15 protein-coding genes are annotated in these 12,158 nt (G+C 53.1%); 4 read left to right on the top strand and 11 right to left on the bottom strand.

Annotated features, from left to right (window positions below; all coding sequences use genetic code 11):
• Positions 1-218: 218 nt before the first annotated feature.
• Positions 219-821: a pyridoxamine 5'-phosphate oxidase family protein gene (locus QZ279_RS11360; RefSeq protein WP_293450916.1), complete on the top strand. Its 603-nt coding sequence runs from the start codon at positions 219-221 to the stop codon at positions 819-821.
• A gap of 4 nt (positions 822-825) precedes the next feature.
• Here the strand turns inward: QZ279_RS11360 and zapE are convergent, their stop codons facing one another.
• A complete protein-coding gene (gene zapE, locus QZ279_RS11355) occupies positions 826-1,884 on the bottom strand; it encodes a cell division protein ZapE (RefSeq protein ID WP_293450914.1) in 1,059 nt (352 codons plus the stop codon).
• 105 nt (positions 1,885-1,989) lie between these two features.
• Here zapE and QZ279_RS11350 point away from each other — a divergent pair, with 105 nt between their 5' ends.
• Complete coding sequence (locus QZ279_RS11350; protein WP_293450920.1) at positions 1,990-3,282, top strand: MFS transporter; 1,293 nt, start codon at positions 1,990-1,992, stop codon at positions 3,280-3,282.
• A gap of 31 nt (positions 3,283-3,313) precedes the next feature.
• Here QZ279_RS11350 and QZ279_RS11345 read toward each other — a convergent pair whose 3' ends face one another.
• The 6 genes from QZ279_RS11345 to mbfA are packed head-to-tail and all read right to left on the bottom strand — an operon-like array spanning position 3,314 to position 8,097.
• A complete protein-coding gene (locus QZ279_RS11345; RefSeq protein ID WP_293450912.1) occupies positions 3,314-4,219 on the bottom strand; it encodes an ornithine cyclodeaminase in 906 nt (301 codons plus the stop codon).
• A complete protein-coding gene (locus QZ279_RS11340; protein WP_293450910.1) occupies positions 4,216-4,836 on the bottom strand; it encodes an HAD family phosphatase in 621 nt (206 codons plus the stop codon). Before QZ279_RS11340 ends, QZ279_RS11345 begins: the two co-directional genes overlap by 4 nt.
• On the bottom strand, positions 4,833-5,291 hold the full coding sequence (locus tag QZ279_RS11335; protein ID WP_293450908.1) for a YaiI/YqxD family protein: 459 nt from the start codon (positions 5,289-5,291) through the stop codon (positions 4,833-4,835). The genes QZ279_RS11340 and QZ279_RS11335 overlap by 4 nt, the downstream gene beginning before the upstream one ends.
• Entirely contained in the window at positions 5,288-6,118 is an 831-nt protein-coding gene (fghA, locus tag QZ279_RS11330) for an S-formylglutathione hydrolase (RefSeq protein ID WP_293450906.1), read from the bottom strand. Before fghA ends, QZ279_RS11335 begins: the two co-directional genes overlap by 4 nt.
• A gap of 31 nt (positions 6,119-6,149) precedes the next feature.
• A complete protein-coding gene (locus tag QZ279_RS11325) occupies positions 6,150-7,079 on the bottom strand; it encodes an AEC family transporter (protein WP_293450904.1) in 930 nt (309 codons plus the stop codon).
• Positions 7,080-7,122: 43 nt separating this feature from the next.
• A complete protein-coding gene (mbfA, locus tag QZ279_RS11320; protein ID WP_293450902.1) occupies positions 7,123-8,097 on the bottom strand; it encodes an iron exporter MbfA in 975 nt (324 codons plus the stop codon).
• 161 nt (positions 8,098-8,258) lie between these two features.
• On the opposite strand from mbfA, the gene QZ279_RS15775 reads away from it, so the two are divergent.
• On the top strand, positions 8,259-8,399 hold the full coding sequence (locus tag QZ279_RS15775; protein ID WP_366513954.1) for a hypothetical protein: 141 nt from the start codon (positions 8,259-8,261) through the stop codon (positions 8,397-8,399).
• A 67-nt stretch (positions 8,400-8,466) separates the two neighbouring features.
• Here the strand turns inward: QZ279_RS15775 and QZ279_RS11315 are convergent, their stop codons facing one another.
• From QZ279_RS11315 to QZ279_RS11305, 3 genes are all read right to left on the bottom strand, one after another.
• Positions 8,467-8,679 (bottom strand): hypothetical protein, encoded by a 213-nt coding sequence (locus QZ279_RS11315; RefSeq protein ID WP_293450900.1) that lies wholly within the window; start codon positions 8,677-8,679, stop codon positions 8,467-8,469.
• 233 nt (positions 8,680-8,912) lie between these two features.
• A complete protein-coding gene (gene rlmN / locus QZ279_RS11310) occupies positions 8,913-10,091 on the bottom strand; it encodes a 23S rRNA (adenine(2503)-C(2))-methyltransferase RlmN (RefSeq protein WP_293450898.1) in 1,179 nt (392 codons plus the stop codon).
• Between the two features lie 109 nt (positions 10,092-10,200).
• Positions 10,201-10,728, bottom strand: coding sequence for an invasion associated locus B family protein (locus QZ279_RS11305; RefSeq protein WP_293450896.1), 528 nt, complete (start codon positions 10,726-10,728; stop codon positions 10,201-10,203).
• Positions 10,729-10,898: 170 nt separating this feature from the next.
• On the opposite strand from QZ279_RS11305, the gene QZ279_RS11300 reads away from it, so the two are divergent.
• Positions 10,899-11,897: an asparaginase gene (locus QZ279_RS11300; protein WP_293450894.1), complete on the top strand. Its 999-nt coding sequence runs from the start codon at positions 10,899-10,901 to the stop codon at positions 11,895-11,897.
• Here QZ279_RS11300 and QZ279_RS11295 read toward each other — a convergent pair.
• A partial coding sequence (locus tag QZ279_RS11295) for a thioredoxin family protein (RefSeq protein WP_293450892.1) occupies positions 11,894-12,158 on the bottom strand: 265 nt, incomplete at its 5' end. The two genes, QZ279_RS11300 and QZ279_RS11295, sit on opposite strands and share 4 nt — an antisense overlap.

The raw sequence follows: 12,158 nt of genomic DNA, 5'->3' as shown, positions 1-12,158 counted from the left end.
GATTGAAGTGCCTGCCAGCATGCCAATCGATCTGCTGGGGCCATGAAATTCAAAGTTAAAACCTAAGATCCCACCGATGACTAACGTCTTATCGAGCGGCGCACGGGGAACGGGACGTAGTACAGGCACTACCTTGAAGGAGCTTTCAAAGCTCCTTCTTTTTTGCCTTGTGCTTGGCGACAGGGTATCAAACGGTACCCTTAAACTCGGAGATCCAAATGACCCCGATTGAAAACCTTGCAGACCTAGAGGCGATCTATGGCGTGCCAGTTGAACGCTCCATAACGAAAGTCGTGACACAGGTTACCCCACACTACCGTAAATGGATCGAGGGTTCGCGCTTTGTTGTTATATCGACGGTTGGTCCTGATGGCACAGACGGAAGCCCACGCGGCAATGATGGTGCGGTCGTTGAAATCCTTGATGAGCAAACGCTGCTTTTGCCCGATTGGTTCGGCAACAATCGCATCGACACATTGCGCAATATTGTAAGCGACGACCGGATGAGCCTGATGTTTATGTCCAACTCCAGCACCAATGTCGTGCGTGTGAACGGAACCGGGTGTGTCACCGTCGATGATGCTTTGCGCGCGCGTTTTGCGAAAAAAGGCAAGCTGCCGCGCAGTGTGATCGTGATGACAATCGGAGAGATGTATTTTCAATGTGCCAAAGCGTTGATGCGATCTGAACTTTGGAAGGCCAATTCAAATGATGCATTGCTGCCATCCGCTGGCGACTTTCTAAAGGAACGCGATGCGATGTTTGACAGCAAAACCTACGATGAGGGATATGTCGAGTATGCAAAACCAAAGATGTGGTAACAGATTAGTCCTTACCCCAATCCGCACTTTGCATTTCACGCAAACGACTGGCGGTGCGTTCAAATTCAAACGTACCTTCGCCCTCAACGTATAGCATTTCCGGCGAGGCTGCAGCAGACGCAATCAATTGAACGCGCGCTTCATATAGCGCGTCAATCAACGTCACAAAGCGCTTGGCCTCGTTGAAATTGTTGCGGCTTAGGCATGGAATATCCTCAAGTACCAACACACGGGCTGCGTCTGCAATTGTCAGATAGTCAGCAGGTCCTAACGGCGCGCCGCACAGATCAAAGAACTTTGCGCGGGCGACGCCGTTGTGAAAACCGGGCAGTGTCACGGTGCGCCCTTTTACAGTCAACGCATGTGGTGTGGCTTTGCCTTGGGTCAGGCGTTGCCAGATTTCTTCAATCTGCGCGCGGGATTCTCTGCCAATAGGGGTGAAATATACGGGAGATCCTGTCAAACGATCCTGTCGATAGTCTGTTGGGCTGGCAAGTTCAGCCACCTCCATATGTTCTTTTAAATGCGCTATGAAGGGTAGGAATAACTGCCTGTTCAGCCCGTTTTTATAGAGGTCATCAGGAATGCGGTTCGAGGTTGTCACAATTACAACGCCAGCGCCCATCAACATCCCAAACAAGCGACCCACAATCATCGCATCAGTGATGTCAGTGATTTGCATCTCGTCAAACGCCAGCAGCTTCACGTTGGTGATCACGGTATTTGCTACCGGTTTCAACGCATCCTCGACGCCATCTTTGCGGGCTTTGTGCATGCCTGCGTGGATCTCTTGCATGAACGCATGAAAATGCACGCGCCGTGCAGGAACAGGCGACGCGTCGACAAACAGGTCCATCAACATAGATTTCCCGCGCCCGACACCGCCCCAAAGGTACAAACCCTTTGGCGGGGGAGGGGCTTTGCGAAAGAAGCTCTTCTTCACAGGCTCTGCCAAGTCCGCACGAATGCGTTCCAGTCGTTCCAGCGCAAGTTCTTGCACCGGATCAGCGATCAATTCGCCAGTGGCAACGCGCGCAGCGTAGATGTCGGAAAGTGTGTCCATGCCTTCCTCTACCGCGCTATGGGGCCTGCGAAAAGAGGGCAAGCAATTGACCACCCTTTGAAAAGGCGTAACGTCGCGCAAAGCCACTTTCGCGAAAGCCAAATGATGAAATCTCAAAGCAGCATTTTTACACCCGTTCTGATTGTTGGCTGTGTCATCATCCTTGTGAACTTCGCGATCCGTGCATCGTTTGGCGTGTTCCAGATCCCGATTGCGGCTGAATTCAACTGGATGCGGTCTGAATTTTCACTCGCCATCGCAATTCAAAACCTTGCTTGGGGCATTGGTCAGCCAATTTTCGGCGCGATGGCTGAAAAGATTAGTGATCGCAAAGCCATCATTGCAGGTGCGATGATCTATGCGGCTGGTCTTGTGTTGTCCTCGTTTGCGGTGACACCCGAAGCGCATCAGATGCTGGAAATTCTTGTGGGTTTTGGCATTGCTGGAACGGGGTTCGGTGTGATTCTTGCGGTCGTTGGGCGCGCAAGCTCTGACAAAAATCGTTCTATGTCTCTCGCCATTGCAACCGCAGCAGGCAGCGCAGGGCAGATCGTTGGCGCGCCTACTGCGGAATTGCTTCTTAGCTTTATGCCATGGCAAAACGTGTTCATTGTTTTTGCCGCTGCAATCCTTGCAGTCCTCATGTTGCTGCCCTTCATGCGCACCCCACAAATGGCAAGCAAAGCAGAGCTGGAACAAAGCCTTGGCCAAGTGCTAAATGGCGCATTCAAAGACCCGACATACACGTTCATCTTCCTAGGCTTCTTTAGTTGCGGTTACCAACTGGCCTTCATCACGGCCCACTTCCCTGCCTTCGTTACTGAAATGTGTGGCCCGATCCTATCTGGCGGCGCGTTGCACGCAGCAGGCATCACGACCACATCTGCCCTCGGCGCGCTTGCCATTGCTCTTATCGGTGTGGCGAATATTGGCGGCACTCTTTTTGCGGGCTGGCTTGGCAATCGCTATTCCAAGAAGTACCTGCTTGCAGGCATTTATACGGCCCGCACGATCATCGCTATCTTGTTCATCGTGAACCCCATCACCCCGATAAGCGTCATCATTTTCTCGGTTGCAATGGGATCACTTTGGCTTGCGACGGTCCCGCTCACATCGGGCCTTGTCGCCCACATATACGGGCTGCGTTACATGGGCACGCTTTATGGAATCGTCTTTTTCAGCCACCAACTCGGCAGCTTCTTGGGCGTATGGCTCGGTGGCAGAATGTATGACATTTACGGCAGCTACACAGCCGTTTGGTGGGTTGGCATCGGCGTTGGCGCATTCAGCGCAATCATTCATCTGCCGATCAAAGAGCGTAAACTCGAACGCCCTCTCGCTGCCAAGCTCTTCATCTTTCCAAATAAACTTCGGGGGTCTGGGGAGACCCCCAATTAAAGCTGTGTCGGCGGGGCTGGCCCCCCCAGCCTTAGCCTTTGTAGCATTCCAGTACATGACGGCTCACCATCAAATCCAAATGCGCGCCGCCACCGTTTTTGAACAGGGTAATCTCATCATCAGAGCGTCGCTCAAACCCGCTCTGTGAATAGTAGTCCGCGATCAAATCATCCCTTACAATCGCACCGCTATCGAGTGGGATTTGCACTTCACCGATATGCCCAATTGTCGTGCTAAAATTATCCACAAACACACGCGCCTTCTGCAGGGCTGCATCATCTGTTTCACGCATATCAGGACGATACGCACCAATCAGATCAACGTGCTGACCCGCTTGCAACCATTCGCCGCGCAAAACAGGTGAGGTGCTCATCGTGGCACAGGTCACAATATCAGCCGCGCGCACAGCCGATTCCAGATCATCAGCAACATGTGCAATACGATCCTTTGCAAAGGCCTCTGCGTTTGCGCGTGTGCGGCTCCAGACAGTGAACTCTGCGTCTGGAAACCCCGCGCTATACGCATCATGCAAAGACCGCGCAACGGTGCCCGAGCCGATGATCAAAATCTTACGGCTTTCAGGACGCGCTAGACGTATGGCCCCAAACAAACTATCCCCCGCCGTCTTCCATTTGGTGATCAAGTGGAAATCAATGATTGCTTCCAACGTGCCATGGGCATCATCAAACAGGGATACTGCCCCATTTATCATAGGGACGCCCGCGTTTGTATTGTCTGGAAACACAGTCGCGCATTTCACGGCCAGACCAAGCCCGTTAATCCACGCAGAGCGGTTCAGCAAAGTGTCCTTTCCGCGATACAGGAACGTATCCGCAATCTCTGCCTTGGGCAGGGTGTGGCCTTGCTTCAACGCTTCGGTCAGCGCGATCCAATCTAGCCCGCGTTCGCCGTCCTCAAATCCAATCTGTATGCTCATGCTGCTTCCGACTCTGTTAACAAACCCGCCTCAATCAGCCGCTTTGCCCAGCCCTCTGGCCCGTCAAACACATGCGTCTGCCATCCGCGTGCTTTGGCGGCCTCAATATTGTCGACCCGATCATCTGCGAACAACAAACCGCTTGGCGCATGACCGCAATCAGCTTCCAATTGAGCATAAATATCTGCATCAGGTTTGATCACTTGCATGATGCCCGACACATAAGTGCGATCAAATTCGTTCAGGAAATCGTATTGAGTTTGCGCGTATTCAAAGCTCTCGACACCAAAGTTTGTTAACGCAAAAACGGGCACACCCTTTTCCTGCAGCTTCCGCATCAAACGAACAGACTGCGGGATCGCGGGGCTGGCCATTTCTATCCAATTGTCATGCCACTGGCGGATTTCACTGCGATACTCTGGATATTCTTCCGCAGTCGTGTATATCACATCACGGAAATTCTCGCCCCGATCTACGCGGTCATTCATGGCATGCAGATCGACCACGTCAAACATCGCGCGACGACGCGCTTCACCGATGACACGGTCATAGTAGCGCTCTGGTTGCCATTCAATCAGCACATTGCCGATGTCGAAAATCACACCAGTCACAGTCATGCGGTTTTTCCTTTTGCAGCGCGCAAGGCGCGTTCCAGCGAATCCAGAAAACGCGATTTGTCAGCTTTGGAGAACGGTTTGCCCCCACCCCCTGCGCCCAGTGGATTTGCTTCACGCAGATCTGCCATTAGATCACGCATTGCCAAGCGTTGCCCAATGTTGGCTGCGGTGAAACGGTCCCCGTTGTGTTGCAAAACTTCTGCGCCCGTTTCAACGCATTTCGCAGCCAAAGGGATGTCGCCTGTCACAACCACATCGCCTACGCCGCATCGATTCGCGATCCACATGTCGGCCACATCAGGGCCAGCATCGACGATGATGTTTTCCACCAAAGGATTGAACGAGGGACGCAAGCCGCCGTTGGACACGATGTACATCGTTACGCCGTGGCGGGTTGCGACCTTTTCGGCCTCTGCCTTAACAGGGCAAGCATCTGCGTCGATGTAAACGCTCATGCATATAGCGCTTCTGCGTGGAAGGTGATGTGATCTTCCATGAACGACGAAATGAAGAAGTAGCTGTGATCATAGCCCGGCTGCATGCGGAAATTCATTTCCTGACGGCGCTTGGCAGCAGCCTCTGCCAGCTTTTCAGGGCACAGCAGATCAAGGAACTGATCCTTGGTGCCCGTGTCGATCAACATGGGTCCGTCGAACCCTTTGCTTTGCATTAGCAGCGTCGCGTCATGCTTGGCCCATGTGCTCTCGTCACTGCCAAGATACGCGCCAAGCTGCTTGCGACCCCAATCAGAGGCGGTCGGATGACAAATCGGTGCAAACGCGGAAACAGAGCGAAAGCGCCCCTCTAAGTTCATCGCTAAAGTCAGGGCGCCGTGGCCGCCCATGGAATGTCCCGTGATGGCTTGGCGTTCCATGTCCACTTCGAACTGGTCCTCAATCAACGTAGGAAGTTCGTTGGCGATATAGCTCCACATTTTGAAATGTGGGGACCATGGAGATTGCGTTGCGTCCACGTAGAAACCAGCGCCTTGGCCAAGATCGTAGGCATCATCATTCGCAACGCCTTCGCCGCGTGGGGAGGTGTCGGGAAAGACCAGCGCAATACCTTGCTCGGCGGCCCAGTTCTGCGCGCCTGCTTTTACCATCGCGTTTTCGTGGGTACAGGTCAGACCAGACAAGAACCACAAAAGCGGGACAGGGCCATTGTTTGCCTCTTCTGGCATGAACAAACCAAAGGTCATATCGACGCCGCAGACGTCTGACGCGTGTGTGTAGACGCCTTGTGTGCCGCCAAAACAGGCGTTCTCGGATACGGGTGTCATTCTTGTAGTTCTCCTAGGGAATGTGCTCGTGTCATAATGCGCTGACCCAGCCAATGACTAATGAAACGGTGATGATGCTGATCGCGGTTGAAACCAGTATGGCGGCAGAAACACGTTGTGGCGCGACGCCGTAATGTTGCGCCAACATGTAGACGTTTCCGGCGACAGGCAAGGCAGACGCGGCGATGATCACGCCTGCCGAATAGGGATCCAATGGGAAAACCCAGATCGCAGCGATTGCCACGAACAGCGGGTGCAGGATTAGTTTGCAGAACGAAAGCCAAAGCGCGACTTCGATCTTTTCGGTGGACTTACTTGCCAGCGATGCGCCGATTGCGAAAAGCGCCCCAGGGGTGGCGGCTGCACCTAAAAGTGTTGCGAACGAATTGATCGGTGTCGGTAAAGGAATGCCGGTTGCGGACCATGCGAAACCCAAGGTGATGGACACAATCATGGGGTTTTTGAGTAAGCCAATACCGATGGTTTTGAAGATCGACAGTGCGAAACGTCCGTCATTCGCAATCGACATCAAGATGACGATGAGGCTGGAAAAGATCACGAGATCAACCGCAAGCACCAGCATGACAGGGCCAATCGCATTTTCGCCCATAAGAAGGATCAGCATGGGCACGCCCAAGAAACCTGTGTTTCCAATCACAGCGCATTGGGCCTCGATCGCAGTTCGACGCATCCCTTGCCCGCGCAAGAGCGCAACGATTGTGGCGACGCCGTAGATAAATGCGGTGCCCCAGAGGTAGGCGACGACCAGACGTCCGTTCCAGACCCCTGCCAAAGATAGGTTCGCTGAAAAGCGGAATAGCATGGCGGATAGGGCAAAGTAGAACACGAACTTGGTGAGGTAGGTCGTTGCTTCAGGCGTAAAAAAGCCCGTACGCCCTGCGCCGTAGCCCAATGCGATGACCGCGAAAAACGGTAGCGTTTGAAGGAAGATATCCAGCATGGGGTAGAGTTAACTTGCCCAGCGGTACTGGGCAAGAACGAAGCTAGCTGTTGCCGATCAAAACCCCAGCCGCGAGGACTAAGGCACCGCCGAGAACGACTTGGAACGCGGCGCGAAAGAACGGCGTTTCCATATACTTGTTCTGGATCCACGCGATGGCCCAAAGTTCTACGAAGACAACAATGATCGCCACGACAGTTGCTGTCCAAAAGTCGGTGATGAGATAGGGCAAGGCATGCCCCAAGCCGCCAACAGTGGTCATGATGCCAGAGGCAAAGCCACGCTTGGTGGGTGAGCCACGACCCGAGAGTTGACCGTCATCACTGGCCGCTTCGGTAAAGCCCATCGAAATACCAGCGCCAACCGAGGCAGCAAGTCCAACAAGGAAGGTGGTCCACGTGTCTTGCGTTGCGAAGGCGGTGGCGAAAATTGGCGCAAGGGTTGAGACAGATCCATCCATAAGGCCTGCAAGTCCGGGCTGAACCCAAGTAAGTAAAAACTGACGCTTGGCTGCGCGACTTTCGTCCGCTTCCGCATCTTCGTTCAAATGTTCATCTTCAAGCTTTTGCGCGGTTGTTTGATGCCCTGCTTCCGCTGCTGCAAGATCGCCCAGCAATTTGCGTGTCGCGGCATCTGTCGTGCGTTTGAGAGCATTCAGATAGAACTGCTCGGCGCTGCGTTCCATGTTTTCTGCTTCTTCACGGATGCGTTCGACGGAGAGGTTTTTGATCAGCCAAACAGGTTTGCGCGCATAAAATCCAGCAACGTGTTCGCGTCTTATTAAGGGGATGACATCGCCAAAGCGTTCTTGATGGAGTGCAATCAGACGTTTGCGATGCCCGTCTTCTTCCAGCGCCATCCCATCAAAGACTTGCGCGCTTGCGGGGAAGTCTTTGCGCAACGTTTCTGCATAGGAACGGTAGATACGTGCGTCGTCTTCTTCGGATGAAATCGCAAGCGCAAGCACTTCCTGCTCGGACAAATCATCAAAGCGGCGGCTGTATGAAAAGAAACCCATGTTCAATCCTCTTTAGAATGATTCTAAATATAGAATGCGGTATGAAGTAGGGCAAGAGCGCGTCGTTCTAGTTGTGTTGCTCAACCAGAGCAATTTCCAGAGCTTGGACTTGCATTTCATTAAAGCGAGCTGAGTGAAGAGCGTGAAAAAGCGGTGCATACTTGCTAGGAGCAAGCGAAGCGGGCCAATTGCAGACTATTGATTTTGACCTTGCAGCCGATCAGTTTGGCGAGCGTTGCAAAGCGGAAATCTCTCCCAAAAAACATTTGGGGTCCAAGCTGTATTCGACAATGCAGAACTAGACAGCATTATTGATGGTGCTGTGAGTACGTTTATCGCGAAATATAACGTTTGAGCTAGGAGGCGCGCTTAAAAGCGTGAAAGCATAGCAGGCATTGGTGTGATTTCGACACCATGCGGCAATGTCGTCAGCATTCGCCCCTTAGCCGTGTCGCGAAATCCAAAGCCGAGACGTGCAAGGCGCTGATTTAGATCTTCTCCAGACGCTGCTTTTAGTAATTCTGGTTTTATAAGTTCCAGAACGCGTGAGATCGTAAAGGGGTCGCAAGGATGATAAGTCACTTTATTCTCCTTTGTGTTGGCACGCATTTAGAAGCAGCGAATAAGATTCAAATGTCTTTCATGGTTGAGGCCGTTTCGAGACCTGAATATGGCAGATTGCTGGCGAGCTGGGAAAAGAATGCAATAAGGAAAAGATATTCGCGACCGAGCATTCGAGAGCAATAGACAGCAATAGATACGGGCTATCCAAAAGAATAGTTGCGAAACGTTAAGTTTGGATAAAGACGCGAAAGTTAAGAAAGACCCGCTTTCGCAGCAATTTCTTTACGCGACTTGCGTGACCGCTCTGTCGCAGACTTTAGCTGGCCACAGGCGGCCATAATGTCTTCGCCGCGTGGTTTGCGAATAGGCGACGCATAGCCTGCTTTATAGATTATATCTGCAAAGCGGTGGATGCGATTGCCAGAAGACCGCTTATAGGGTGCGCCGGGCCACTCATTAAAGGGGATCAGGTTGATCTTGGCGGGGATGCCTTCGATCAATTTCACCAAACGATGCGCGTCTTCTTCACTATCGTTAATACCTTCCAGCATCACATATTCAAACGTGATGCGCTCGGAATTTGAGACGCGTGGGTAGGCGCGAAGCGCTTCGACGAGCACTTTGATATTCCAGCGTTTGTTGATTGGAACCAGCTTGTCGCGCACCTCATCCGTCGTTGCGTGGAAACTGATTGCCAGCTGACACCCGATTTCCTGTGCGGTACGTGCGATCTCTGGTACGACGCCAGACGTAGACAGCGTAATGCGGCGGCGCGATAGCTGAATACCTTCAGGATCCATCGCGATCTTCATCGCATCGCGCACGTTCTCGAAATTATAAAGCGGCTCGCCCATGCCCATCAGAACGATGTTGCTGAGCAGGCGGGTTTCATCCTTAGGAGCACCGGGTTCGGGCCACTCGTCCAGATCGTCGCGCGCGAGCATGACTTGGCCAATGATCTCACCCGCCGTCAGGTTGCGCACCAATTTCTGAGTGCCTGTGTGGCAGAACGAACACGTCAAGGTGCAGCCAACCTGCGAAGATACGCAAAGGGTGCCGCGACCTTCTTCCGGGATGTAGACAACTTCGACCTCGTGACCGCCAGCGATCTTCACCAAATACTTGCGTGTGCCATCTTCGGAAACCTGACGGGTCACGACCTCGGGCACTTCGATCATAAACTTCTCAGCTAGTTCCGCACGGAACGCTTTGGAGAGGTTGGTCATTTCGTCAAAGTCGCGCTTGCCCCACTGGTAGATCCACTGCCAGATTTGGCCGACGCGCATCTTTGCCTGCTTTTCGGTGGTGCCATTTTCGATCAAGATTTCGCGCATACCGTCGCGGGTCAGTCCCACAAGGTTGATTGGTCCTTCCGGCATTTTGCGGGGGATTGTCATTACGTCTTGCGTGATCGGAGCCGTGGCCGTCATGGTTCTACGCCTTTTCATGGGTTGCGCCGTCTATACACAGGATTCGGGTAAAAATGAAAGACGCCGCACCAATTTGGCGCGGCGTCTTTGAAACAATAACCGTTTTTGTTTACTTGCAGCGCTTCTCGGACTCTTCAACAGAGGCTGTAAAGCCAAGAAGCGAGAACGAATCTTTTGTCTGCGTGCCACGTCCAGAGCGTGCCGTTAGAACAGCACCGCTACCGCGTTTCATTGCTGTGATGATTTTTGCATCATCCGCAGGGGTCGCAGGCCATGCCCATTCGCCGTCAGTGAACAGTTCAAACTCTGCGCCATTGACGTTCATGTTAACGGTAGATCCGCTTGCGAACGGATATCCGCCTGTGAACGTCACCTGACCTGAAACGCCAGAACCTGGGCGATTGAAGACGAACAACAAAATATCGCCGCGCTTGGCGGCAACAACGCGACCACCGCGTGTGTTTACTGTTTCTTTAGGGGACGAAACGCTCCAGCATTCTTTAGGATTGCTTTCAACGAAAACGCTCCAGTCCGTGTTTGCGCCAACGCGGTTGGTGCTTTGCGCTTGTGCGAATGCGCCGCTTGTCGCGAGGGCCATCGCCACCGCCAAACCTGTGCGCGTAATCCATGAATTCATCTGTCCAGCCTCCAGCTGTCCTAAGCCTCAATGTAATGTAACGCGCTGACCTGTATTCGGCCACTACCGCGGTCGGTATTTTCTTCTCGACAAAAGCACATTAGCCTGAAATCCACCACAGGTGAATGCCTGCTTGGCATTTTTTCGCCGTTCAAATTTTGGAGAGTAAAATGACTGGACCTGTGCCTTTAGCCAAAATTTGGCGCGGTGAGTTTTTAGAAAGCCTACATTTGGGCCATGCCGTCATTTGTGATGGCGCAGGTGAGATCGTTCACGCATGGGGGAATCCCGACGAAATCGTGCTGCCGCGCTCGTCGTCCAAGATGTTGCAAGCGATCCCTTTGATCACATCGGGGGCTGCAGACGCGGCAGGGTTGACGACACAGCAATTGGCGCTGGCCTGTGCGTCCCACCAAGGTGCTGCGATCCATACTGACCCTGTTACGCGGTGGCTGGCCGATTTGGGTATGGGCGAAGGTGACCTGCGCTGTGGCCCGCAAATGCCTGCGGATAAGCCTGCAATGGAGGGTTTGATCAAGACAGACAACAGCCCTTGTCAGATTCACAACAATTGTTCGGGAAAGCACGCAGGTTTTCTGACGTTAGGCAAACATCTTGGCGCTGGACCTGAATATATTGATCCCTCTCATCCTGTTCAAAAAGCTGGGCTTGAGGCGTTTGAAGAACTGACGCAGCTTACATCTCCCGGGTACGTGATCGACGGGTGTTCTGCGCCAAACTTTTCTTCGTCGCTCCACGGTTTGGCCCGTGCGATGGGCTTCTTTGCGTCCGCACATACGCGGTCAGACAGGACCAGCACCGCGGCTGCACGCTTGACCGAAGCGATGGCACTACATCCCGAATTGGTCGCTGGCGAAACTCGTGCCTGCACGGAATTGATGCGCGCGATGGGTGGCAAAGTGGCGATCAAGACAGGTGCCGAAGCGTTCTATGTTGCGATCTTGCCGGAACAACAGATGGGCATCGCCTTGAAAATTGCTGATGGCACCACGCGCGGTGCGGAATGTGCAATTGCAGCGCTTTTGGTACGTTTGGGCGTGTTGGATGCGAACCACCCCGCAACCCTGAAACGTATGAACGCCCCACTCACCAATTGGCGCGGGACGCTCACAGGGTATTTAAAACCAGCGAAAGAGCTTTTGGCTTAAGCTGTTGCGGCGGCCAAGGCCGCGTCCATCAATTTCTTGATGTTGCGCTCGGACGTGTCGGCAACGATACGCCCGACTTCGCCCTTACCCTTAAGCACAACCAATGTTGAGCGGCGTGGGATTTTCAGGCGATCGGCCATTTGCGATTTGCCATAAACGTCCCAATCGACGTTGATGAACGTGATATTCTGTTCATATGCGCCGTTTGCTGCTTTTAAACTATTCAAAACGCGTTCTTGCGCGCGGCATGTGCCACACCAG

Origin of the sequence: Planktotalea sp. (assembly GCF_018607965.1) — a bacterium.
In the GTDB taxonomy this organism is placed as follows: domain Bacteria; phylum Pseudomonadota; class Alphaproteobacteria; order Rhodobacterales; family Rhodobacteraceae; genus Planktotalea.
This window is presented reverse-complemented; position numbering and strand designations above follow the sequence as displayed.

What these genes read in the sequence shown, in the direction of transcription:
- QZ279_RS11360 (WP_293450916.1), top strand. Translation starts at nt 219, where the DNA reads ATGACCCCGATTGAAAACCTTGCAGACCTAGAGGCGATCTATGGCGTG.
- zapE (WP_293450914.1), bottom strand. Translation starts at nt 1,884, where the DNA reads ATGGACACACTTTCCGACATCTACGCTGCGCGCGTTGCCACTGGCGAA.
- QZ279_RS11350 (WP_293450920.1), top strand. Translation starts at nt 1,990, where the DNA reads ATGAAATCTCAAAGCAGCATTTTTACACCCGTTCTGATTGTTGGCTGT.
- QZ279_RS11345 (WP_293450912.1), bottom strand. Translation starts at nt 4,219, where the DNA reads ATGAGCATACAGATTGGATTTGAGGACGGCGAACGCGGGCTAGATTGG.
- QZ279_RS11340 (WP_293450910.1), bottom strand. Translation starts at nt 4,836, where the DNA reads ATGACTGTGACTGGTGTGATTTTCGACATCGGCAATGTGCTGATTGAA.
- QZ279_RS11335 (WP_293450908.1), bottom strand. Translation starts at nt 5,291, where the DNA reads ATGAGCGTTTACATCGACGCAGATGCTTGCCCTGTTAAGGCAGAGGCC.
- fghA (WP_293450906.1), bottom strand. Translation starts at nt 6,118, where the DNA reads ATGACACCCGTATCCGAGAACGCCTGTTTTGGCGGCACACAAGGCGTC.
- QZ279_RS11325 (WP_293450904.1), bottom strand. Translation starts at nt 7,079, where the DNA reads ATGCTGGATATCTTCCTTCAAACGCTACCGTTTTTCGCGGTCATCGCA.
- mbfA (WP_293450902.1), bottom strand. Translation starts at nt 8,097, where the DNA reads ATGGGTTTCTTTTCATACAGCCGCCGCTTTGATGATTTGTCCGAGCAG.
- rlmN (WP_293450898.1), bottom strand. Translation starts at nt 10,091, where the DNA reads ATGACGGCCACGGCTCCGATCACGCAAGACGTAATGACAATCCCCCGC.
- QZ279_RS11305 (WP_293450896.1), bottom strand. Translation starts at nt 10,728, where the DNA reads ATGAATTCATGGATTACGCGCACAGGTTTGGCGGTGGCGATGGCCCTC.
- QZ279_RS11300 (WP_293450894.1), top strand. Translation starts at nt 10,899, where the DNA reads ATGACTGGACCTGTGCCTTTAGCCAAAATTTGGCGCGGTGAGTTTTTA.